General features: G+C 33.1%; 21 protein-coding genes and 1 pseudogene. 6 read left to right on the top strand and 16 right to left on the bottom strand.

Translation table 11 applies throughout. From position 1 onward, the window contains the following. Positions 1–55: 55 nt before the first annotated feature. The 6 genes from FCR2A7T_RS03585 (at position 56) to FCR2A7T_RS03555 (ending at position 7,312) form a co-directional block, all read left to right on the top strand. Positions 56–658, top strand: a complete 603-nt coding sequence (locus FCR2A7T_RS03585; protein WP_023569916.1) for a hypothetical protein — start codon at positions 56–58, stop codon at positions 656–658. 114 nt (positions 659–772) lie between these two features. Beyond that, positions 773–1,288, top strand: a complete 516-nt coding sequence (locus tag FCR2A7T_RS03580; RefSeq protein ID WP_023569915.1) for a hypothetical protein — start codon at positions 773–775, stop codon at positions 1,286–1,288. A 222-nt stretch (positions 1,289–1,510) separates the two neighbouring features. Further along, positions 1,511–3,700: a glutamine synthetase III family protein gene (locus FCR2A7T_RS03575; RefSeq protein WP_023569914.1), complete on the top strand. Its 2,190-nt coding sequence runs from the start codon at positions 1,511–1,513 to the stop codon at positions 3,698–3,700. Between the two features lie 591 nt (positions 3,701–4,291). Further along, entirely contained in the window at positions 4,292–5,050 is a 759-nt protein-coding gene (locus FCR2A7T_RS03565; RefSeq protein WP_023569912.1) for an OmpA family protein, read from the top strand. A gap of 58 nt (positions 5,051–5,108) precedes the next feature. Beyond that, complete coding sequence (locus FCR2A7T_RS03560) at positions 5,109–5,963, top strand: OmpA family protein (RefSeq protein ID WP_023569911.1); 855 nt, start codon at positions 5,109–5,111, stop codon at positions 5,961–5,963. A gap of 170 nt (positions 5,964–6,133) precedes the next feature. After that, positions 6,134–7,312 (top strand): AIR synthase related protein, encoded by a 1,179-nt coding sequence (locus FCR2A7T_RS03555; RefSeq protein WP_023569910.1) that lies wholly within the window; start codon positions 6,134–6,136, stop codon positions 7,310–7,312. 33 nt (positions 7,313–7,345) lie between these two features. On the opposite strand, the gene FCR2A7T_RS03550 is transcribed toward FCR2A7T_RS03555, so the two are convergent. From FCR2A7T_RS03550 to FCR2A7T_RS03475, 16 genes and pseudogenes are all read right to left on the bottom strand, one after another. Further along, entirely contained in the window at positions 7,346–8,194 is an 849-nt protein-coding gene (locus FCR2A7T_RS03550; protein ID WP_023569909.1) for a class I SAM-dependent methyltransferase, read from the bottom strand. A 332-nt stretch (positions 8,195–8,526) separates the two neighbouring features. Then, entirely contained in the window at positions 8,527–9,318 is a 792-nt protein-coding gene (locus FCR2A7T_RS03545) for a hypothetical protein (protein WP_023569906.1), read from the bottom strand. A gap of 186 nt (positions 9,319–9,504) precedes the next feature. After that, complete coding sequence (locus tag FCR2A7T_RS03540) at positions 9,505–10,002, bottom strand: hypothetical protein (RefSeq protein ID WP_023569905.1); 498 nt, start codon at positions 10,000–10,002, stop codon at positions 9,505–9,507. 172 nt (positions 10,003–10,174) lie between these two features. Then, positions 10,175–11,128 (bottom strand): hypothetical protein, encoded by a 954-nt coding sequence (locus FCR2A7T_RS14660; RefSeq protein ID WP_023569904.1) that lies wholly within the window; start codon positions 11,126–11,128, stop codon positions 10,175–10,177. A gap of 142 nt (positions 11,129–11,270) precedes the next feature. Further along, positions 11,271–12,920: a serine hydrolase domain-containing protein gene (locus tag FCR2A7T_RS03530; RefSeq protein WP_023569903.1), complete on the bottom strand. Its 1,650-nt coding sequence runs from the start codon at positions 12,918–12,920 to the stop codon at positions 11,271–11,273. A gap of 134 nt (positions 12,921–13,054) precedes the next feature. Beyond that, positions 13,055–13,744 (bottom strand): LytR/AlgR family response regulator transcription factor, encoded by a 690-nt coding sequence (locus FCR2A7T_RS03525; protein ID WP_035117229.1) that lies wholly within the window; start codon positions 13,742–13,744, stop codon positions 13,055–13,057. After that, positions 13,737–14,771: a sensor histidine kinase gene (locus tag FCR2A7T_RS03520; RefSeq protein ID WP_023569901.1), complete on the bottom strand. Its 1,035-nt coding sequence runs from the start codon at positions 14,769–14,771 to the stop codon at positions 13,737–13,739. Before FCR2A7T_RS03520 ends, FCR2A7T_RS03525 begins: the two co-directional genes overlap by 8 nt. A 321-nt stretch (positions 14,772–15,092) precedes the next feature. After that, positions 15,093–15,497 carry a hypothetical protein gene (locus FCR2A7T_RS03515; RefSeq protein WP_035117227.1) on the bottom strand — a complete coding sequence of 135 codons (405 nt, stop codon included), beginning with the start codon at positions 15,495–15,497 and terminating at the stop codon, positions 15,093–15,095. A gap of 91 nt (positions 15,498–15,588) precedes the next feature. Next, positions 15,589–16,646, bottom strand: a pseudogene (locus FCR2A7T_RS03510) (IS30 family transposase). 210 nt (positions 16,647–16,856) lie between these two features. Further along, positions 16,857–18,155, bottom strand: coding sequence for a TIGR00341 family protein (locus FCR2A7T_RS03505; protein ID WP_023569897.1), 1,299 nt, complete (start codon positions 18,153–18,155; stop codon positions 16,857–16,859). Between the two features lie 210 nt (positions 18,156–18,365). Next, the gene (locus tag FCR2A7T_RS03500; RefSeq protein WP_023569896.1) at positions 18,366–19,049 is read right to left on the bottom strand and encodes a hypothetical protein; all 684 of its coding nucleotides are present in this window, start codon (positions 19,047–19,049) and stop codon (positions 18,366–18,368) included. 176 nt (positions 19,050–19,225) lie between these two features. Then, a complete protein-coding gene (locus tag FCR2A7T_RS03495; RefSeq protein WP_023569895.1) occupies positions 19,226–19,750 on the bottom strand; it encodes a hypothetical protein in 525 nt (174 codons plus the stop codon). A 204-nt stretch (positions 19,751–19,954) separates the two neighbouring features. Then, positions 19,955–20,635, bottom strand: coding sequence for an MAE_28990/MAE_18760 family HEPN-like nuclease (locus FCR2A7T_RS03490; RefSeq protein ID WP_035117225.1), 681 nt, complete (start codon positions 20,633–20,635; stop codon positions 19,955–19,957). After that, complete coding sequence (locus tag FCR2A7T_RS03485; RefSeq protein ID WP_023569894.1) at positions 20,632–21,696, bottom strand: DUF262 domain-containing protein; 1,065 nt, start codon at positions 21,694–21,696, stop codon at positions 20,632–20,634. Before FCR2A7T_RS03485 ends, FCR2A7T_RS03490 begins: the two co-directional genes overlap by 4 nt. A 256-nt stretch (positions 21,697–21,952) precedes the next feature. After that, positions 21,953–22,402, bottom strand: a complete 450-nt coding sequence (locus FCR2A7T_RS03480; protein ID WP_023569893.1) for a hypothetical protein — start codon at positions 22,400–22,402, stop codon at positions 21,953–21,955. Between the two features lie 202 nt (positions 22,403–22,604). Next, positions 22,605–23,012, bottom strand: a complete 408-nt coding sequence (locus FCR2A7T_RS03475; RefSeq protein WP_035117222.1) for a hypothetical protein — start codon at positions 23,010–23,012, stop codon at positions 22,605–22,607. Between the last annotated feature and the right edge of the window lie 45 nt (positions 23,013–23,057).

Here is a 23,057-nt window from a genome sequence, read left to right as displayed (position 1 = left end):
TTCTTAAATAAATTAAAAACCTTTCGGAAACGGAAGGTTTTTTTATACATACAATATGATAGAGCAACATCCCAATTGGTTTCATGATTTTCATCCGATGCACAGTCTGATTCTGGGGAGTTTTCCACCGCATCAGAGCAAGCACGCGTTTCCGTTTTATTATCCGAACAAGCAAAACCGTTTCTGGAAAGTAGCTTCTCTTATTGCTGAAATGCCATTGGAAGTGCCGTTGACAGAGAAAGAAAAAGCGGTAGAAGAACGCAAAAGGATAATGGAAAAACTGAAATTGGGAATCCATGATGTAGGATTGGAAATCAAACGAAATAACAACAGTTCACTGGATTCGAATATTACAATTCTAAAATATCAGGACATCCGGAAAATCGTTTCGAATCATCCGGAATTGAAAAGGATTGTACTGTTGGGGTTTTCGGCAAAGAACAGTGCTGCACATGCGTTTATGCGCTATCTGAAAGAGGAAAATATACAGGCTGTTTTTCCGGATGATTTCAAAATCAAGTCGGAACAGCAGTTTACGGTTCGTTTTGACAATCGTATTTTGGATTGTGTAATACTGAATTCGACTTCTTCGGCCAGTACGGTATCAGTGGAAACGCTTGTAAATCAATTTTCAAAATATTTAAAATGGCCCGATTGAAGCGTAAGATTATTTTTGGCACGACTATTGGTTATATAGTGATATCAAAAAATCGTAAAACATTTTATCATGAAAAGCATGATTTTTAAAACTGGAACAATAAAATATAGACCTATGAAAAAAATTACTTTAGTATTAGCTTTTATCGGGATGATTGGGCTTACAAGTTGCGTTAGAGAAGAAACCGTTGTACAAGATACCTACGATCAGGATACGATTAGCGAGGTTTGGGAATATACCAATGTCGATTTCTATCCTGGCAATTACAGTCTTTTTCTTGATTTTCCACATACTATTTATTCTTCAGATATGGTTTTGGTTTATCGATTGGCGGGTGGTAGCTCGGCAGGTGACGTTTGGAAATTGCTTCCTGAAACCTATTATTTTGATGACGGAACACTAGACTTCGGCTATAATAATGATTTTACACAGTATGATGTTAAAATTAATTTATACGGTTATGATTTGGCAGGATTGTCGAATGCCTATAAATTAGATCAGGTTTTCCGTGTGGTGGTAATTCCTGCTTCCTTTGGGAAATCTACCAGCAAAGTGGATGTGAGTGATTATAATGCGGTAATTAAAGCTTATAAAATCGACGAATCCAAAGTGAAAAAGATAAAAATGTAATGATTGCATACTATAAAATGATGAAAGCTGCCTTTTGGCAGCTTTTTTTTATGCTCTTATTTATTTTGAAAAGCCTTTTAGTTAAATTTTAAGGGTGATTGTTTAGTTTTCTAGTGTTTTTTAAAATTCACCCCTATTTTTTTAGGGGTGTTGTATTTTGTAATTTAAAATTTTATATTTTTGTACCATAATTATAGGGTATAATTTTAAAAACACAACTTTATGGCAACATTTCGTTTCAAGGCTTTAGAAAAAGCAACAGACAGAAAGCCGGTAGCGGTAGAAGAATTGGACAGAAAATCGGCGATTTTCGGCAGCAACGTTTTTGGAGATAAGGCAATGCGACAGTTCCTGACTCCGGAAGCATACAAAGCGGTTAAAAGCGCTATCGAATTTGGAACCAAAATCGACCGAAAACTGGCAGAGTATATCGCCATGGGAATGAAAGAATGGGCGTTGTCTAAAGGTGTAACTCATTATACACACTGGTTTCAGCCTTTAACTGGTACAACAGCAGAAAAACACGATGCGTTCTTCGAAACGTCAATGGACGGTAGTGACCCGGTAGAAAAATTCGGCGGAAGCCAATTGGTACAACAAGAACCGGATGCATCCTCTTTCCCGAACGGAGGAATCCGTAATACTTTCGAGGCTCGTGGTTATACGGCTTGGGATCCAACTTCTCCTGCGTTTATCTACGGAACCACTTTATGTATTCCAACGGTTTTCATCTCTTATACAGGTGAAGCATTGGACAATAAAACGCCTTTATTAAGAGCCTTACACGCTATCGATACCGCTGCAACCGATGTAGCAAAATATTTCGATAAAAACGTAAAAAAAATAACACCAACGTTAGGTTGGGAGCAGGAATATTTCTTAGTTGACAGCGCTTTGGCTTCTTCAAGACCGGATATTTTAGCCACAGGAAGAACCTTGTTAGGACACACGTCTTCTAAAGGACAACAATTAGACGATCATTATTTCGGATCGATTCCAACGCGTGTATTGCAATACATGAGAGATTTGGAAAACGAATGTATGTTATTAGGTATTCCGGTAAAAACGCGTCACAATGAAGTAGCTCCGAATCAGTTTGAGTTGGCTCCGATTTTTGAAGAGACAAATTTAGCGGTAGACCATAACTCCTTATTGATGGATGTGATGCAAAAAGTTGCGGAACGTCATGATTTCAAAGTGTTATTCCATGAAAAACCATTCAAAGGGGTAAACGGATCCGGAAAACACAACAATTGGTCGTTGGCTACTGATACTGGTATTAACTTGTTAAGTCCGGGTAAAACGCCAATGAGCAACTTACAGTTCTTAACATTCTTCATCAATACCATCAAAGCGGTACACGATTATGAAGAATTATTGAGAGCGTCCATTGCATCAGCAAGTAATGATCATCGTTTGGGAGCGAACGAAGCACCACCGGCCATTATTTCGGTTTTCATCGGACAACAATTGACAAAAGTATTAGCGGAATTGGAAGGAGTTTCGACAGGGAAATTATCTCCGGAAGAAAAAACCGATTTAAAACTGAACGTAGTTGGAAAATTACCGGACGTTTTATTAGATAACACCGATAGAAACAGAACATCTCCATTTGCGTTCACAGGAAATAAATTCGAATTCAGAGCGGTAGGTTCTTCGGCAAACTGTGCGGTTTCGATGACGACTTTAAATACGATTGTGGCAAAACAATTGAAAGATTTCAAAATTGAGGTGGATGCCTTAATCGAGAAAAAAGACATGAAGAAAGATGATGCCATTTTCAATGTGTTGAGAGAATACATCAAACAAACCAAAACGATCTTGTTTGAAGGCGACGGATACAGCGAGGCATGGGAAAAAGAAGCGAAAAAACGCGGCTTAAGCAATCATAAAACGACTCCGAAAGCATTAAAAGCTAAGGTTTCTAAAAAAGCGATTGAACTTTTCGGCGAAATGAACGTAATGAACCATGTTGAGGTAGAATCCCGTTACGAAATTGAATTGGAAGAGTACACGAAAAAAATCCAGATTGAAGGACGTGTGTTGGGTGATATCGCTCGTAATCACGTGATTCCGACAGCAATTAAATATCAAAATACGTTAATCGAAAACGTAAGAGGTTTAAAAGAAATTTTCGGTAAAGACTTTGAGAAGATTGCGAAAGAACAAATCGGATTAATCAAAGAAATTTCAGAACATATCGAAGGTATCAATACCAATGTGGAATTGATGACGGAAGAGCGTAAAAAAGCCAACAACCTTTCCAGCACGGAAAAAATGGCTGATGCATACTGCGATAAAGTAAAACCATACTTTGATATCATCAGAAACCACTGCGACAAGTTGGAATTGTTAGTGGATGATGAAGTTTGGACCTTAACAAAATACAGAGAATTGTTATTTACAAAATAATCTGTTTGTTTTTATTTTTTTTAAACCTCCTTCGGGAGGTTTTTTTATGGTGCTTTTGTAGTTGGTCTGCTTTTTTTATCGCTTTATAGAAAAAATGTAATCCTTTGAAAAATAAACTGTTAAAGATTTTTTTTCTGAAAAATAATTGCGCTAAATTTGAATCATAAATCAACCACAAGATTTATTTTCCATCTGCCGAAACGGTAGTTTTCTTTTCCTAAACGTTTTTATTTCCCTGCATTACTGCGAGTTTTTTTATTGTTTATAACTGTATGGGTTCACATTTAAAGTACACGATTTTCTGCTAAGAATTTCGTTAACCGAGCAGGAGCAAACATCCTTTTTAGCCTTGAAGAATTTATTTTGCAAGGTGAGACACATCGTTTGTGTTTTAAAAATCGATAATTTGTTAGTTGCTCCTGTACTCAGAAACAAACCAACCCATAGAGAAAAAGTGAGACGGGCAATGTCTGTCTCACTTTTTTAATCCGAATTCAGTACACTTGTTTTTTAATTGTGAAAAGCATTTTCTTTTTTTTAAAAAGGGAGTGCTTTTCTTTTTACTACCTTAGTACACTATAAAAACGAGTTATGAAAAAATACCTGATGTGTCTTTTAATTTCTTCATTCGGTTCTCTTTTTGCCCAAGAGAAATTTACCGTTTATTTTGATTTTGATATCCATCAGACCAATTCCGACTCAAATGAAAAATTAACAGATTGGATGAACCATAACAAAACGGCAGAAGTGGTTCGTGTTTATGGGTTTTGTGATAGTGTGGGTTCGGATGAATACAATGACAAACTCTCGGTACAACGAGTAAATTCGGTTTTAAAGATCTTACGGGAGCATAAAATCAATCTGTCGAAAACGATGGAAACCAAAGGTTTTGGCAAACGTTTCGAACAATCCAAAATTCAGGACGAAAACCGGAAAGTGGAAATTTATTTTCAGAAGAAAGAAGAAAAACTGTCCGATAAAGTCGCCCAATTGAAAGTGGGGGATAAACTCCGACTCAGAAATTTAAACTTCTATAACCGATCCGGAATAGTAGTGCCGAAATCACGTCCGGTTTTAGCCGAACTGCTCGAAATCATGCAGCAAAATCCGAAACTCAAAATCGAAATTCAGGGACATATTTGTTGCCAACAGGAATTTGATATTGAAGATATTGCCACTTTACGCTGTAAAACCGTTTACAATTATCTGATAGAAAACGGCATCGCAGTAAATCGTTTGTCGTATAAAGGTTTCGGAAGTTCGCAGCCGCTTTATAAGATTCCGGAAAAAAACGAATTTGAGAAAGACGAAAACCGTCGGGTGGAAATTCTTATTCTTGAAAATCAATAAAAACTGTTTTATTTATCATAATATTTTCGTTTATTCGTTATAGCCTAAAAGCATTTTTATGAAACGATTCCTCCTGTTTTTTGTTCTTATTTTTCCTTTGTTTATTTCGGCACAGGAGCAGTTTTCGGTTTATTTCGAAACTAATAAGCATGAGTTAACTAAAAAGCAAACTGAGATTTTGAATAATTGGATTATCACTAATAAAGAATCAAAAGTAGTAGCCATTAGCGGATTTACAGACGAAGACGGAACCAATGTGCATAACGATTCGCTTTCCCAACGCCGCGTGAATTTTATCCATAATCTTATAGTGAAGAATAATGTGAAGATCCGCGACGATTTTAAAACGCGCAGCTTTGGTGAAACCCACAATCAATCCAGGAATAAAGCCGAGAACCGAAAAGTGGTGATTTATTATATTCTTCCGAAAGATCTAGCCCGTGAAAATGAAATTTTAGGAATCAAACCCGTTGAGCCTGTTGTTGCTGAAGTGGTTCCGATTGAAGAAGAAGACATGCATTTCCCCGCAAATGCGACTTTAGAGGAAAAAGTTGCGTTAGCCAAACCCGGTACTAAAATCGTTATTAAAAATATTTTCTTTTATCAGAATTCTTTCGGAATGATGCCTACCTCAAAACCGGCGATGGATGAATTGATTGATGTGATGATGAAAAATCCAACGATGGTTATCGAAGTGCAAGGTCATATCTGTTGTGTAAAAGCCGATGCCAGAAATTTGTCTCTGGATCGCGCCAAACAGATTCGAAGAGTTTTAGAAGGTAATGGAGTCGCTCAGAAAAGGGTGAAAGTAAAAGGTTTTGGCGTTTCACATCCTAAATATCCAATCCCGGAAGCTAACGAAGAACAGGCTTTGGCCAATCGCCGTGTGGAAATTATGATTTTGAGTAAATAAGAGAATAGAGATTGTAATTGAGATACAGGTGTTAATTATAAAATATTAATTTTTATTGATGAGATGTTTTCTTTATTCTATTTTCTATTCTCTATTTTCTCCTTTCTACTTATCTTTGCAGCACAACAACATTTACCCTGAGCTTGTCGAAGGGCAACTAACTACAACAAATGAGTTCTGATAACAGCCAACGTTACAATCTGCGCGGAGTTTCGGCTTCCAAAGAAGATGTGCACAACGCCATCAAAAATATCGATAAAGGATTATTTCCAAAAGCTTTCTGTAAAATTGTTCCCGATTATTTAACCGGAGATGAAGAGTATTGTTTAATCATGCACGCCGACGGTGCCGGAACGAAATCGTCTTTGGCTTACATGTACTGGAAAGAAACGGGCGATATTTCGGTTTGGAAAGGAATTGCGCAAGATGCGTTAATCATGAATATTGATGACTTATTGTGTGTAGGGGCTACCGATAATATCATGCTGTCCTCAACCATCGGAAGAAATAAAAATCTGATTCCCGGTGAAGTACTTTCGGCCATTATCAACGGAACGGAAGAGCTGATTGCAGAACTTAAAGAATATGGTGTAACAATCCACTCTACAGGTGGAGAAACAGCTGATGTAGGCGACTTGGTACGAACTATTATTGTAGATTCTACAGTAACGGCACGTATGAAACGTAAAAATGTCGTGGATAATGCCAATATCGAAGCGGGCGATGTGATTGTGGGATTGGCTTCTTTCGGACAGGCCAATTATGAGAAAGGATACAATGGAGGAATGGGAAGTAACGGATTAACATCAGCACGTCATGATGTGTTTGCCAATTATTTAGCCGATACCTATCCTGAAAGTTACGATGCTTCAGTACCCAAAGATTTAGTATATTCCGGAAACGTGAAATTGACCGATAAGGTTGAAGGTTCTCCAATTGATGCGGGAAAATTAGTGCTGTCTCCAACCCGTACGTATGCTCCGATTATCAAAGCGATTTTGGATAAATATACTTCAGGATTGATTCACGGAATGGTACATTGCAGTGGTGGTGCGCAAACGAAAATCCTTCACTTTATTGATCATCTGCATATTATTAAAGACAATTTATTCCCGGTTCCGCCATTATTCAAACTGATTCAGGAACAATCCAATACCGATTGGAAAGAAATGTATCAGGTATTTAACTGTGGACATCGTATGGAGCTTTATGTTCCGGCTGATATTGCTGAAGACATCATCGAAATTTCAAAATCATTTGGTGTGGATGCTCAGATAATAGGAAGAGTAGAAGCTTCCGAAGAAAAAAGACTCACCATAACTTCGGAATACGGAGTATTTGAATATTAATAAAAATCCCTCAGCTGAGGGATTTTTTATGTTTTAAGGTTTTTCACCATAAATGATTAAAGCACTGGAGTCAATCACAACATTGCCGTCGGGAAATTTTTGATTTACCAGTTCAAATACTTCTCTTTTGATTTTTTCTTTCATAGATTCATCAGCTTTGCTTAAGGCAGCGACAATAGGTGCGCCAACTTCCGTCATCATATTCCAATAGGTATCAGTTGTTTTGCAGTTTAGTTTTCCGTTAATTTCCTTTTGTGAAACATTTTTGAATCCGGCTTGTTTGAATACATCGGTCATGAAACTGTCTGCAGCACAACGAAACATTCCCGGTGCTCCGGGTGGCGGTCCGCTCAATTCCATATTTTTATTGATGGTTCCCATAATTGCTGTAACCCAGAAGTTTTTTTCAGGGACATTCCAAACCGCAGTGGCAATTCTTCCGTTTGGTTTGAGAACCCGCATCATTTCTTTGGCAGCGAGCTGCATATCCGGGAAAAACATGAAACCAAATCTACAGCTTATTGCATCGAAAGTATTGTCAGGAAAAGGCAGTTCGCAAACATCACAAACCATCGTTTCAATGTTTTTGATTCCTCTCAACATAGCGTTTTCACGGGCTATTTCCAGCATATCTTCGGCCAGGTCGGTTAGGATAACTTTTCCGTCCGGAATCGCGGCGGCTATTGTTAAACCCGGTTCGCCGGTTCCTGCTGCGATATCTAAGACAATATCGTTGTTTTTTAGATTTAGTTCTTTTATGATTTCAGTGCCCATTGGTTTTAAGAAATCCATGGTAAGGTCATCCCATTTTTTCCATCCGGAAGAAAATTTATTCCACGAAGCTTTTTGCTGTTCGCGAATTTGTTCAAGTTGCTGTTCCATTGTTTCTGAAGTTTAGAATTAATGATTTTTTAATGTCACAGCGTTGGGTTAAGTTATTGGTTGTTAGATTTTTGCAATTGTAAAGTTACAGCTTATAACAACGGTAAGCAAAGTTGATCTTGAAAAATAAGTGATTGTTTTATCGTATTGTTTTTTAGAAATATTTTTTTAAGCGACGCATTTTTTAATGACAACAAACGCTTCATGCTTCATGGAATTTCGGATTGGATGTTCCTAAAATTTCCATTAGCTCTGAAGAAAAGTGTATGTAATAGCTTTAATTATTGCCTTGAAGTTTAATTTTCGAAAAAGTACTTTTCTCAGTTGTTATTTTACTCTTCTTCTTCAAAATTGATTTTGTCAGTTATGATAGATTTTGAAAAATTGTCTTTGAATGTTGTTTTTAAATTGTATGAACTTCCGCCTTCTTGATAAATTGCTTTTATTCCTATAACTAAAGTGTCATTTTTTATAGAAACATTTTGTATGATTTCATCAGAACCCTCGTCATGTATTAAAACAGCTTTTTCTAATTTTTGAATATTGCGATTAGTTCCGTTTATTGGATAACGTATTGAAGCAAAATTTTGCCTGGTTTTATTTTCGATAATTAAAATACTATAATCATCACAACCGGTTAATCCATTTTCATCTGATGCGCCCATTTCGAAATTTGTAACTGGAAATAATGAAAATTTTTCTCCATCTAAGTTTTTAAATGAAAATAGTTGCTCAGTATTGATTTCAAAAACTTCTTTTCCGAAAATTATGCACTCTTGGTTGTTATATTTAATTTTTATGAAATATGCTTTTTCGCAATCTTCAGAGCTGTTTTTTAGATTATACATCATTTTAGTTCTTTCTACAATATGCACTTTTTCAAAGCCTTTTGAATAGATTTGACCTATTTCGTTTAGGTTTTCGTCAAACAGGCTATGGTTCTGATATATAATGATTCCAAATGCCGGATGTTTTTCAAATACAACTTTTCCAATTTTACTGGTATCGGTTGATTTGATTAAGTTTTGGGACTGATTTTCTAAATTTTGAATAGATTTTTCAGTATCATCTTTTTTGCAACTGATAAAAAATAAAAGAATTATAAAAGTAATCTGGATTTTCATTTCGGTTTTTTATAATTGCTACGAAGTTCCCTGGTTTTTTAAGTTTGAGGTTTTTGCTGTTGTTGCCAACAAATATATCGAAAGCTGAAAGAAAAAAGTTCAATTTAATGCGAAAATACAAACACCGACCATTTTAAAAAAAATGCCTTAAACCGACCATTACAGAAGCCAAAGTTAACAACCTTTTTATTTCACTTTCGCTTTTAAAATTTTAATAATATTGTTCTTTGTTTTTTCAGTTTCAGTTGAGAAACCAAATTTTAACATTCCAAAACCAATAAGCAGCATTCCTAGAGGAATCAATGAAATTTGTAATGGACTTTCGCCAGTAATAGCTCCTATTAGAGCTGTGATAAATGCAAACGAAACTCCACCCAACCAGATTATCATAAATGCCATAACGAGTGAAACCGGTTTCAGCTCTATTTCGATTTCTGTCCCATTTGTTTTTTCGATAACTTTCCCATTAACTTCTGGGAGAAATGAATTTCTGTAATCAATCACCCTTTTAATGTTGAAACTGTCTTCATAAATAGTTCCATGAAAAAGTTTAGCATTTTCAACTTTTGGACTACCAAAGCTTAAACTTTGTGTTGGTCTGGTGTTTGAACTTAATTCTTCAAGTACTTCAGATTTTGATAAATTTGAAACTAAAGTTAATTTTTCAATCGGCAGAATCTTCATTATCTGTTTAAGGTTAGTCTTTTTTAAATGTATTATAGCGCCCCCATGGCTTTTTGAAGTCGAGGTTTGTATATTTCCAACCCTTTTCATTAGGAATGAAACCAAATATGCAAAAGATCTTCCTTTTAATACTTAGCCCCAAATTTCATTAAATCCTTAGTGGCAAAAACTTTTACTCGGTATCATTAAATGAATTTACTTTGTAGACTAATTGAAGTTTTATGGAGTCTTTTTTTGAGTTAGGATATTTTTCCCGATTCACTCTTTTTTCAAATTCTTTCATTATTTCTAAATCTAAGTCGTCTCGAACAGCGAATAGGATTTCATTTTTTTTCTTTTGTAATTCAAAATAGACCATGATTTTTCCGGGTTTTTCTGAATTTTTGAATAGTTCTTCAAATATTATATTTGTTTTGTCTATGATGGCTTTAATGTCTTCAATTGAACTGTTTTCTTTCAGTTCTTTATCAGTACTTAGCAATATAACTTTTTCAAGCGCAGTCTCTTTAATGCCTTTAGAAATTGACTCAATTTCATTCCCGTTTTGATATTTTTTGAAACCCACATTACCGGATTCATTATGATTTTCTGTTTTTTTGGGTGCTTCATCTAACCACATTAATTTTAAATCATCCTTTAAAATGTTTAAAATGTAATTATGTTCTTTTGTTTCGATAATTAATAATGGTTCATCAATATCAAAGGATATTACAGACCAATAATATTTTAATTCTTCTTCATTAGCTTTTCTAATGATATATTTTTGAGATATTTCTTTTCGAAACTCATCCCAAATTATTTTTGAATCATTAAGTTCCTGACTCATTTTTCCTTCTAAAACTAAATTATCAACATGAAATTGTACTTTACCTTTTTCAATTTGTTGTATTTTTTTGTTGTCTTTAAACCGTTTCCATAGTTCAGGACCAATAATGAGATTGTCTTGCAAAAGTGTATAATTGTTATTGTTAGATAAGTTATCAGCAATTGTTTTCTTTGCTTTTTCAATCGTCTTATTATCACAATAATTGTAAACAATTCCTTTTGGAATAGTAATAGTTTCGGTTTTTTGTGCCAAAGAAATATTTATTGTAAATAATAAAAGTATAATGTTGGTTAATTTCATGTTTTCGCTTCGGTTTTTTTTAATACTGTTGCCAACAAATATATCGAAAGCTGAAAGAAAAAAGCCAAGTTTACTTCAGAAAGTACAAAACCTGACTTTTCCTGACACAGAGTCACACCTAAACTTCGCAAAACCTTGTGGTCTATAGCGTCTGTTTTTTTTCAAACCACAAATTTCGAATTCTATTCAGGGTAATTTTGAAACCAAGAACATTTCCTTTTTTATCTCTTATGTGTTTTGAAATGGACATTCCTGACCAATCCAAAACATCTTTTTTAAGAATTCGAATTTCAAATTCGCCAAAGCGACTGTGATATCCATATAGTTTTCCGTCTTTTAGACTTATTGTATACGAAGTTTCTAATTCTGGGCTGTAATAAGTTCCGGTATAGGATTTTAACTCTTTAGGTGTGGGGACGTTATATTCATATTTTTTAAATTTCAGAATTGAATTATCGCTGGAAATCAATTTCATTGTATTCGAATGATCTTCAAATTTTATTACCAATTTTTCATTTATGCCTCCCATTTGAAACTCGGTTTCCGATATAGGAAGTAAAGGGGATTTTTTATTATTGCTTCTCAAGTACCATAAAGTATCATTTTCGAAATAAATTTTGCGGGAATAATTATCGGTATCATTCCAATACAAACCTTCGTGTTTTTTTAAAACTTCGCTGTTGAGTTTAACCGGATTTATGGCGATTTCTTCCTTCTTGGCAATTGATTTATTGTCTAAGAATAGCTGACTTATCTGATCGGCAATTTTGAAGAGTTGATTGGATGTGAAATTGGAAAGGATAACAATTTCTAAATCTTCATCAGGATAACAATATAGGATTGATCGAAAACCTGCAATAGCGCCTGTGTGTTGCACTCTGCGGTTTCCAAAAAAATCATCAACAAAAATCCCAAAAGCATAATTGTTTTTTCTTCCGGAGTTTAATACCTCTAAAGTTTCAAGCATGGTGAATGCTGTTTGCCATTCTTTAGGAGTTTCATAAAAGTTTTTTGCCCATTTTAACAAATCGGTACTTGTTGAATATACATTAGAGGCGCCATAGGTTAAATCATTGTTTTCTATGGTTTTAAAAACAGACGGTTCGATTTCAGTGTATGATACCGCAGTATTTGAAATTAGCTTAGAACAATCTTCTTCAATAAAAGTTGCATTCATTTGAAACGGTAGAAATATATTTTCTTTCATCCAGCTTTTAAAATCTTGTTTCGTCACGTTTTCGATAATTTTGGCAAGTAAAATATATCCGGAATTCGAATACATATATTCTGAACCCGGTTCGAAGTTTAAATCAACTTGCTTCGCCAAATATCGATAAACATCCTCATTGGTAATCGCATCACCGTCTCTCCATCCTGCAAGTCCAAACAATTCTGGTGAACTTCTTAGTCCGCTGGTATGATGCAATAAGTGTCGAATAGTGATTGTTTGTTTAAATTGCGGCATTTCGGGTAAGTACTTTTGTATAGCGTCATCAACAGACAATTTCCCTTCGAGTTGCAATAAAACAATTCCCATTGCTGTAAATTGTTTAGATATTGAACCAACATTAAATATCGTTTCTTTGTCATTTGGAATTCGGTATGGAATATTGGCTAACCCATACGCATGTGAAAAAATAATTTGATTTTTGTGTGTTACCATCACAACACCTCCTGGATTATTCGGTTTTTTCCATTCCGAAAATAAACCATCGATATCATTTTTAGAATTCTGACCTACAGCTGAAAAAGCAATAAATAGTGCTATACAGCATAATGTGATTTGTTTCATTTTAATAGTTTTTAAATTGATTATGAAACAAAGTTGAAACCTGAAATACGATTATAAAACTTAATTATGCAAACTCCGTATTTTCATCTGCAAAATGGAATTAGGTTTAAAAAAAACTTAGAAAGTAGATGGATTTAACTGTTAATCTGAGAAAAGAAATGATTTCTGTAGGTTTCAGAAATAGGAATAATGTGCTTTGAAATTTTAATTCTGCTCCGTTCAATTTCATCAATTTTACTGATAGAAACCATGTAAGATTTGTGAACTCTGCATATTAATTTTGCCGGAAGAAGTTGTTCCAATTCCGAAAAATTCTGAAGTGTCATGATTCTTTTATGAATCGTATGGATTCTTCTGTAATCTCTCATTCCTTCAATAAACAGAATTTCATCGATGTTGATTTTTTCCAATCGATTCTCGGTTTTAACGAAAATAAAATTTGAATTCAACTCATTAGAAACAATAGCTTTGTTGTCCTGAATTTTATTGATGGCCTGTAAAAAACGTTCGAAAGTAAAAGGTTTTAATAAGTAATCAGTGATGTTGAGTTCATATCCTTTTAAAGCATATTCGGAGTAGGCGGTAGTAATAATTACACGACAGTCTAATTTGGAACTTTCGAGCAGTTCGATACCGGATAACTCATCCATATTAATGTCTAAAAAAAGTAAATCAACTTTATTGGATTTTAAGAAAGCCAATCCGTCCAGTGCATTATCGAAAGTATCTAACAGATTCAGAAAAGGTGTTTTCATGACAAAGCCTTTAGTTCTTTCCAGCGCTAAAGGTTCGTCTTCAATGATGATGCATGAGAATTTAGTCATTGTATAAAACTAGATTTACTTTATAGGTGTTGTTTTGATTTGTGATGTCTAAGGTATGTTTTTTTGGATACAAAAGTTCAATTCTCTTTTTAATTAAGTCGTTCCCTAAACCATTAAATTCTAAAGATTTATTGCTTTCACCGAATTTATTTTCACATTCAAAAATTATTTTTTTAGTTTCAACCGATAACGATATTGTTATGGCATTCTCTGTTTTTTTATTGCTTACATGTTTAAAAGCATTTTCGATAAAAGGAATTAAAAGCATTGACGGTATCGTTTCATTTGAAATTTCACCGTTGATAGTAAAGCGTACAAAATTTTCATTTGACGTTCTTATTTTCTGCAGTTCGATATATTTTTTTATGTATTCTGTTTCCTTTGATAATGCTATTTTTTCAAGCTTTGTTTCAAATAACATAAACCGTAGAATATCGGATAATTTATTCAGATATTCAGAAGCAAGTTCAGGCGATTTAAGTATCAATACATCAATATTGTTAATGGTATTGAACAAAAAATGAGGATCCAATTGCGATTTCACTAAGGCCAATTCAATTTTATGATTTTTAAGATTTAGCTCTTCCTTTACTTTTAGTTCATCATACCATGTTATGAATCCTCTGATAATAACCCCTATAATACCAATAACAAAGCCAATAAGAGCCATTGTTACAATTTCGGAAATAAAGCTGGTATAGCCTCCTTTGAACATGATTTTTGTTCCAAATAACATGCTTATTATGAATCCTGAAATAAAAGCACAGCCAACCGAAATAAGAACACTGTATAAAAAAGAACGTCCTATTTTTCGATTTTGAATGTACTTTGGAAAAAGGAAGAAATAAAACAGATAAAAGCAAGACAATGAAGGTACTACAGTAAATGGGAAGCCAAATTTAATGAGGTATTCTAAATTTGGCCCTGTAGAAAAACCCTGAGTCGCCGCTGCAATAATGAAAAAAAGCACTAAAAAATAAGAGAACCAAAATCCTATATGAATAGCAAGAACAATCGACTTTTTCATAATAAATGTTTTAAATAATTAACTGATTCAAAAGTCTTAGTTTATTTTTTTTGGAACAAAATTAATTTGTAAACTGGGCTAATTCATCTGCAAAATGGAAATATTGGTAGGTGTTTCGATTCATTCTAAATCTGAGAAGTGGGATTTTAAATATGGGCTTTTTTGCTACAGTTACTATTAAAATACCGAAAAGATAAAAGATAAAAGAAAAAAGTTGAAAAATAGGAGAGAAGTGCAAGCACTAACCATTCCAAAAAATCCCCAAACCCGCCATTGCAGAAAACCGCTGTTATGCGTTCGCTTTTATTTATTATTATTCATTCAATATTTTTGAAATCTCCAATTTTCAACTTTTTTAATTCTAAGTATTCTATCTGCAAGTTCAGAATTGTAAGAGCATCTCGATTTTTCAAATCCAATCCAGTTAGGAAAATATTTTTTTGCCATTTCAAAAATCCTTTTATCAAAATTTTTAGAGCGCATAACTTCAACATCACTATCTCGACCTACAATTAATTTCATTCTATGATTAATGACATATTTAAAAGCATCTTTTAGTTGATTATTTCTAAGTTCCCATAACCCTTCGTCTTCCCAAATAAATGCTCCAGACATTGTTTCATATTCCATTTTAGGATTAATTATTTTTGATTCAGTTGGTAATGTTTCTTTATTTCTTATAAAAGTAATCCAAATCCATGTTTTTAAAATAAAATCCATCATCATTAAAGGTATTATATGAAAGCTAACGGGCGGTTTCAAGACCTTAATGCAACAAGGTCAGTTAATATTCGGTTTTTCAAATTTAGTATTTTTCTTAAATATTGCGTTTATTTTCAGAATAACTTTTTAGGCTTTTTAAGGAGCCAAAAGTTATTTCCGAAAATGGTATTTCTTCTCTTAATTTCTCGGTTGGGGTTTTGTATCCCAACACCTTTCTTGGACGGTTATTTAGGCTGCTTCAGCTTCTTTTATCTGTTTGGCTGTTATGTTGTTAAAGTCGGTTCCTTTTGGGAAAAAACGCCTGATTAGGCCGTTGGTATTTTCGTTTGTACCCCTTTCCCAGGAGGAGTAGGGATGTGCAAAATAAACATTCATTCCCGTATTACTAGTTAGCCATTTGTGATTTGCCATTTCAATTCCGTTATCGTAAGTCATTGTTTTTCTGATGTGTTGTGGTAATGTATTTAATGCCTTAGCCATTGCTTTTGTTACTGTTTTGGATTTTCTGTTATCGATTTTTAGAATTAAAGTATAGCGTGTTTTACGTTCCACTACTGTTGCAATGGCGCTTTTTTGCCCCACACCAATCATTAAATCTCCTTCCCAATGTCCCACTTCTTTTCGGAGTTCCACGTGCTTTGGTCTTTGGTCAATACTGACTTGGTCTTTGATTCGGATTCTGTTTTTAGCAAACTTTCGTTTCTCTCTTCGCTTGTGATGATGATAGGGAAGGAGCTTGATTAGTTTCTTGCCCAAATAGGATTGTCTGTGTCTGTAAATGTGCTGATAAATAGCTTCATGAGAGATGGACATTATCGGATCATTAGGATATTGTTCCTTGATTCTACCTGCGATTTGTTCTGGACTGTGTTTGGATAATAAACCTTTGTAGACAAAGAATTTGAGTCTTTTATAGGTATTGATTTTATCGAGATTTCTTTTGTTTAGATATTCGTCTTTAGCAAACCAATGCGCCATTTGTGCATCGTATTTGTCTGAAGGTTTTCTAATCCAATTGTTGACTTCTCTAGTGATGGAAGAACGTGATCTGTTTAGTTGTGCAGCAATGTAACTTTTGGTTCTATTTTCACCCAATAAAGTTTGAATAATTACCCTTTCATTTAGGGTTAATCGTTTGCGTGATTTTTCCATAATTCAACAAAGATAAAATTTATCATTTGTTGCATTAAGTTATTGAATTCTCCATTTTTTGGCTAAATTGTAGTTAACGGTTTGCAGCTTGGCGAAGTGGCGGATTTAGAAGCACTTACTTTCAATTTAGCACTAATGTTTATTTGAAAACCAAATGCTCAATTTAGCACTTACTCCGCCATTTTGCCAAACTGCTGTTACCTGCTGCCCTTATTGCTGTTGTACTATTTTTATATCGTCTGTTTTAAATTTTTGCTTTAACCACAGGTCTATTTTTTTTATATCAATTTCTTGTTTCGACTTATCTGTTTGATAAAGTAAAACAGTCAATGTTGTCGTGGAGTCAGTATTTGGATTTGTAATATGTCTTCCAATAGACACATCTTTCAATTCAGGAAATAAAATTGCTAATTCTTTTAATGTTTCTGTGTTGTCAATTTTGTATTCGTTTAGTTCTTGATTAAGGTTATTAATTATAATGTCTTTGTCTGTTAAAGTTTTATTCTGTTTTCTTAACTCATTCAAAATTTCCCCTTTAATGTCTTTGGTGTCTTGTCGAATGTTTATCTCTGTATTGGTTATATCGTATTGTAGTAGTTTCTTTTTCAAATCTTTCAATTCATGTGGTGTAAATTTTTTTGAAAGAAAAGCAAACTCTATTTTTTTGGGATTTGTCTTGTATGAAATGTTTTTATATATCAAGGTGTATCCATTGTTGGCAAACTCATTAGTTACAAATTGTTCTACCTTTTGATTAAATTTTTTTTCTTGAAATAATGTATAAGCTAAATAAAAACTTGGTAAAATCATTAAAAATATCAGTACTGTGATACTATAACGAATTTTTTTCTCAAACTTTTCATTTATAATCTTTACCGGGGGGTATTGAAGATACTTAATGATTAAGAATGTTGAAATGCAAATAAAAAAGCAGTTTATAGAATAAAGATAAAATGCCCCAAAAAAATAAGAAAAATTTGCAGTTGCCAAACCATATCCTGCTGTACAAAGAGGTGGCATTAATGCTGTTGCAATAGCTACTCCAGGAATAGGGTTTCCTTTTTCAACTCTTGTTAACGCAATAACGCCAACTAAACCACCAAAAAATGCAATCATTACATCATAAATATTCGGTGAAGTTCTCGCTAATAATTCTGATTGTGTTTCTTTGAAAGGGCTAATAAAAAAATAAATAGTCGAAACTAATAAACTAACAAAGGTAGCAATAAGCAAATTTTTCCCTGACTTTTTTAGCAAATCAAAATCAAAAATAGCTAAAGCAAACCCAGCTCCAACAATTGGACCCATTAGTGGAGAAATAAGCATTGCACCAATTATTACAGCGGTTGAATTTACATTTAAACCAACCGAAGCAATTACAATAGCACAAGCTAAAATCCATAAATTTGAACCACGAAAAGAAATGTTAGATTTAATATTTTCTAAAACCTTTTCTTTTTTTTCTTCACCTGTATGAAGACTTATAAAGTCAAAAAAATTGTTTATCATATTGTATAATAATAATAATGACTTTCGTCTTTTTGTTAAATGTTTGTATAGTCGTAGTTTAGGGTTGCAGGTAACGTCCCGCCGGCTTTAAGAAGTTGGGGATTTTTGTTCCCAAACCATTCCGTTAAGACTGAAGTCAAATATACAAAAAGACCATTCCATTATACACTCAACCCCCAATTTCTTAAAACCGCTGTTAGGCGAAGTACATTATTGATTTAGGCCTGTCACGGTTGTTGCTAATTCTGTAATTGATGAGATAATTTTAATTCCCTTTTTAATTTGAATTGCTTGTCTTATACCTGAAACGGTTTGGTCAACCAAATTAAAAACGGTTTTTTCGTCATATTGTTCGCGATTAACTTCAGTCAACGCATTTGCTGCAGAGCGAATATATTTTTTTAGTTCTATGAAAGAATCTTCGAGACGTTCTTGGTCTAACTCTATTAGTCTGTAATCTGTGACTTTTTCACCATTAGTTTGAAAAAATAGCACTGAAGGATAATTAATTGTTATGTCGTTGCCAAAATATTTTTTTATTAAGTTATTTGAATCTAAAGAAGGATTTTGATTTGCTGGAATGAAATGAAGATTTTTAATTGCACCATCCATTTTTTGTCTCATCATTTCCATCAATTTCTCTTTCATATCTTCTGGTTTATAATGAAGACTAAAGACTGTTAAGTAGTTTCCAGAAACTGCATTTAGACTGATCCAATAATCTGAATTATTGAGCATTTGAGAAATATGAGCATTTTCGAAATCATAAACAATAAAAGCGAAAACTAATGCTCGTCCTTCATTTTTATGTTGGTTGCATATCTCTAAAAATTCTTCTTCGAATTGTTCGTAGCAGCTGTTTGTTCCTTTCGAATTGATGTTGACTGTAAACATATTTTTGGTTTTTTGATGTATGTTGGTTTGTATTTCGCCTAACGTCCCGCCGGCTTTGAGAAGGTGGGGGTTTTTGTTCCTTCAGTTTGTTTTATCACTAAGCCAAATATACAAAAAAGAGTTTCAGTTTTGCCCTAAAACCCCACTTGCTCAAAACCGCTGTTAGCAGTAGCCTTTTATTTTTCTATATAGATAAAATTTAGTGAGCCAATTTTCATTTGTTTTTCGAAATTTTGCCCTATTTGATATTCATTTGTTGGAACATTTAATTCGATTGTGTCATTCTCTAATTTTCTTTCGATTTCTATAGAATATTTATTGCCACTTTTTTTCTTTTTTGGATAGTTCAATTTTATGATTTTTCCAGAGAGTAAATATTCTTTTTGATTACCAAGTTTAGAATTTATAATCATTAAAATTCCCTGAAATGAAAATAATGCAATAAGTCCAGTTATAATTGTCATTGCAATAAAACCTATAATCTTTCTCCAAAGAGATACCGATATTTTTTTATATCCAAAAGTTGAAAAATAAGCATAGTACAATGCAAAAGCAATTGAAGGAATTAAGCACCAACTAAATGTAGCTTTCATCGTTTGACTTACTGAAATATAATTAACGGAATACATTCCATATACACCAAGCGCTACAAACAGAATAAATGGAATAATTAGTTTTAAATCTTTATTTGTAATCGTCATATTTTTTTATGCGTAATTTTTGGCAAAGGTTACTGCTAACGTCCCGCCGGCTTTAAGAAGTGGCGGAATTTTGTTACTGATGTTGACAAATATACCGAAAAGTTTGAAAGAAGAAAGTTGAAAAGGAGCAAAGACTTTTGGTTCCCGATCGTCCCATTAAGCACCAAAACCCCACTTGCACAAAACCGCTGTTAGCGGTAGTTTTTATTTTTTATAGGATTTTATTGAAGTGAATTTTTCCACATTGTTTAAAAATTCCTTCAAAAAGAGATAAACTTCCTTTTTGAATTTAATTAATTCTGAATATGTATAATCTTTACCACATTCAGCAAAAGTTATATTTCCATGGGCTAGATTATTTCTCCTGTTTTTTATTATAACTAATGAGCCACCTTTAACCCTGGAATTGTTCGAAAATCCATATTTTGTTGAAAGTTCCCGAACACTTTTGGCATCTACATTTCCTGACATGTCGTTAGCTTTTCGTTTGTTTATATAATCATCATATCCTACATTAATTAAATCTGTAGAAATATTTTCAAAAACATCTAAAATTTGTGAAGATCCTTGATCTTTCAAATTATTGTATTTAAACTCAATCCATATCTTTTGAACTTCTTTCTGAAAATCCTTATACTGTAGGGTATCAGTTGACAAAGATATATGAATATGTTCTGTAGATTTTCGAACAGTAGATTCTAACAAATTGTAGAGCAATAAAAAAACATTTGCTTTCAAAACCTTAATTAAATCATGATTAACTTCGTGTATATCACCTGTGTTATCTTGTAATTTTGCGGCTTTATTAATAAGTTTGTCCAACATATCAAAATATAAATTGATATGTGCATATTTTTCATCAAATTCGTTTTTTATAGTATTCATTTTTTATTCAATGCGTTTCTAACAAATTCAATACGTTCTTTTATTCTACGAGGACTATGAGTTTCATATTTTCCAGCTATGACTTCGTTAAAAGCTTTAGATTTTATCCATTTCGAAGTTTCAACTTTCGAAGTTTTTAATTGAGGATTATCTTTAAGAGCCATTAAAACTCCAACAGCAATGGCTTCAAAATAAACTCTGGAAACTTGAGGAACATTAGATTTAGCAAAACCATATTCAAAATTTTTCTCCACAAAGTTTACAACTGTTCTAAAATCCCTTAATCTTGTTTCCTTTTCCTTTTCAGTAAAATTTTTGTTTTTTGTTTCCAAATAATTGTCTAAAAATTTAGAAATTCCAGTTCCACTTGGATAGTGTTGATAATGGTCAGACAGAGCGAAAAATCTCAACACAAGTTCTTGTAATTCTTGACGATTTTTTAACCATTTAACAATAGGTGTTAGTTTCTTAAACTTAGATTCTTTTTCACAGATTTCATAAATGAAATCATTAAAGGAACCTTTGTAGATACCTTTTCTTTTCTCCATATCTTTAAGTAATTCACTACCTCTATTGATTCTTTCAAACATGTCATTTCTAACTTGTTCAGAAGCTTTATCAGTCAAAACGATCATCCTAATAGGAATATTTCTAATCTTTCTTTGTCTTGGAATGCTTAACTCTGAAAACTTAACATTATTTAAAAGAGTTAGTTTTTCAAGTTTTTTAAGCTTTAATTCATTATTTAAAAAAGCTGCTAGGGTTCTAATCCTTTGAGAACCATCAACAATTTCAAGTCTACCGCTATCTTTTATTTCTGCTACAAATATGAAGGGTATAGGCAAACCTAGGATGACAGATTCAATAAATTTAGCTTGTCTTTCTTCTTCCCATACAAAATCCCTTTGATAGTCAGGAACAAACAATTCATTATCTTCGTTTTCAATTCCTTTCATATACTTATCTACAAGATATTCAATAGTCAATTCCCTTGTATCGTACGAAACTTCTTGCTGCTCTGAATATATCTGTTCTTCTGCTTTTTCTAATTTATTTATCATATTTTGTTGTAATATCTTGAATACTATTTAGTTATGTTAAAATTACCGCTAACGTCCCGTGGCTTTATGAAGTTGGGGTTTATATATCCCCAAACCATTCCATTCTCACGGAAGTCAAATATATGAAATTACCTTTAATTTTGCCCTAAAGCCCCAATTTCATAAAACCACTGTTGGCAGTAGTTTTTTATTTTTTTAAGTAAGTTAATAAAATTTCAAGCCCTTAGTCTGCAACATCTTCAACATAGTGAATTGTTTATTTAAGGGATTTGTTCTCTTTTTTATTAAGCCTTGGTCGATAAGTTGTAATTAAATAGTCTTCCAATGATTTTGAAACTGGTAGCTCTATATTTTCATTATTGAATTTAACAATCGCTTTGGGTTGTAGTAAATAGATTTCAATAGGTTTGTTTTCCAATAATATTTTTGTAATTTCTACTTTAATTCTATTATCGGTATCAATTAATTTGTCAAATCCGTATCTATAACTTGAAAATCTCTCCTTAATTCCTTTTGTAGTTTCACCAATGTATAATATCTCATTTTCTGTCTTAAATACATATACTACATTTTCCAATCTTGCTTTTTCATAGTCTACTACAAAGTTAATTCCTCTCAAGTTTAAATGATTTAAAACTTTATGAGATTTGAATTTATCATTTAACTCCCAATGTCCAATTTTTTCAAAATTATTTAACCATTCCATTTGTTAGTACGTCTGTTTTGTAAAATTACTGCCAACGTCCCGCCGGCTTTATGTCAGTGGCGGAATTTTTATTACTGACGTTTACAAATATACCGAAAAGAGTGAAAGAAATACATGAATTTTAATACAAAAAGTGCGAGCAAAAACTTTCCAAAAAAATCCCAAGCCCCGCCATTGCATAAAACCGCTGTTAGCAGCAGTTTTATTTGATTTTGATTAATTTACCTTGCTCGTCAGTAATATGTAACCAATTAATAGGTCCACCTTCACGATAAGCATGGTGAGAATATTCAATTGAATCTTGTTTACCAGTTTTTAAAGCTATTAAATCCATTTCTTTCGGTTTAGTCTCTACAGTAATCACACGGCGGTTTACCATTTTTAACTCTCGTTCAAAATCACGGAGATAAATTAGATTCCCTCCATATTGAACAATTCCGGTACTTGTAGTGCCATTTGGTCGTGTTTTGACGTAGATTGAATCATTAAATTCAATAAAGTAAGTTCTACCATTTGATGGAACTACTTTGTATTTTCCATTCAATCTAAATTTCTCCTGAAGAGGATTTTTTACAAGAATAAGAAAAAGAAAAAATATTACTGATTTCATATGTCGAATCGTTCGTCAAAAATTGCTGCTAACGTCCCGCCGGCT

Origin of the sequence: Flavobacterium cauense R2A-7 (assembly GCF_000498475.1) — a bacterium.
GTDB lineage: Bacteria > Bacteroidota > Bacteroidia > Flavobacteriales > Flavobacteriaceae > Flavobacterium > Flavobacterium cauense.
Note: the sequence above shows the minus strand (reverse complement) of the source record. Positions and strands in the feature narration are given on the sequence as shown.

Coding starts and splice junctions, on each gene's coding strand:
- FCR2A7T_RS03585 (WP_023569916.1), top strand. CDS start 56: ATGATAGAGCAACATCCCAATTGGTTTCATGATTTTCATCCGATGCAC.
- FCR2A7T_RS03580 (WP_023569915.1), top strand. CDS start 773: ATGAAAAAAATTACTTTAGTATTAGCTTTTATCGGGATGATTGGGCTT.
- FCR2A7T_RS03575 (WP_023569914.1), top strand. CDS start 1,511: ATGGCAACATTTCGTTTCAAGGCTTTAGAAAAAGCAACAGACAGAAAG.
- FCR2A7T_RS03565 (WP_023569912.1), top strand. CDS start 4,292: ATGAAAAAATACCTGATGTGTCTTTTAATTTCTTCATTCGGTTCTCTT.
- FCR2A7T_RS03560 (WP_023569911.1), top strand. CDS start 5,109: ATGAAACGATTCCTCCTGTTTTTTGTTCTTATTTTTCCTTTGTTTATT.
- FCR2A7T_RS03555 (WP_023569910.1), top strand. CDS start 6,134: ATGAGTTCTGATAACAGCCAACGTTACAATCTGCGCGGAGTTTCGGCT.
- FCR2A7T_RS03550 (WP_023569909.1), bottom strand. CDS start 8,194: ATGGAACAGCAACTTGAACAAATTCGCGAACAGCAAAAAGCTTCGTGG.
- FCR2A7T_RS03545 (WP_023569906.1), bottom strand. CDS start 9,318: ATGAAAATCCAGATTACTTTTATAATTCTTTTATTTTTTATCAGTTGC.
- FCR2A7T_RS03540 (WP_023569905.1), bottom strand. CDS start 10,002: ATGAAGATTCTGCCGATTGAAAAATTAACTTTAGTTTCAAATTTATCA.
- FCR2A7T_RS14660 (WP_023569904.1), bottom strand. CDS start 11,128: ATGAAATTAACCAACATTATACTTTTATTATTTACAATAAATATTTCT.
- FCR2A7T_RS03530 (WP_023569903.1), bottom strand. CDS start 12,920: ATGAAACAAATCACATTATGCTGTATAGCACTATTTATTGCTTTTTCA.
- FCR2A7T_RS03525 (WP_035117229.1), bottom strand. CDS start 13,744: ATGACTAAATTCTCATGCATCATCATTGAAGACGAACCTTTAGCGCTG.
- FCR2A7T_RS03520 (WP_023569901.1), bottom strand. CDS start 14,771: ATGAAAAAGTCGATTGTTCTTGCTATTCATATAGGATTTTGGTTCTCT.
- FCR2A7T_RS03515 (WP_035117227.1), bottom strand. CDS start 15,497: ATGATGATGGATTTTATTTTAAAAACATGGATTTGGATTACTTTTATA.
- FCR2A7T_RS03505 (WP_023569897.1), bottom strand. CDS start 18,155: ATGATAAACAATTTTTTTGACTTTATAAGTCTTCATACAGGTGAAGAA.
- FCR2A7T_RS03500 (WP_023569896.1), bottom strand. CDS start 19,049: ATGTTTACAGTCAACATCAATTCGAAAGGAACAAACAGCTGCTACGAA.
- FCR2A7T_RS03495 (WP_023569895.1), bottom strand. CDS start 19,750: ATGACGATTACAAATAAAGATTTAAAACTAATTATTCCATTTATTCTG.
- FCR2A7T_RS03490 (WP_035117225.1), bottom strand. CDS start 20,635: ATGAATACTATAAAAAACGAATTTGATGAAAAATATGCACATATCAAT.
- FCR2A7T_RS03485 (WP_023569894.1), bottom strand. CDS start 21,696: ATGATAAATAAATTAGAAAAAGCAGAAGAACAGATATATTCAGAGCAG.
- FCR2A7T_RS03480 (WP_023569893.1), bottom strand. CDS start 22,402: ATGGAATGGTTAAATAATTTTGAAAAAATTGGACATTGGGAGTTAAAT.
- FCR2A7T_RS03475 (WP_035117222.1), bottom strand. CDS start 23,012: ATGAAATCAGTAATATTTTTTCTTTTTCTTATTCTTGTAAAAAATCCT.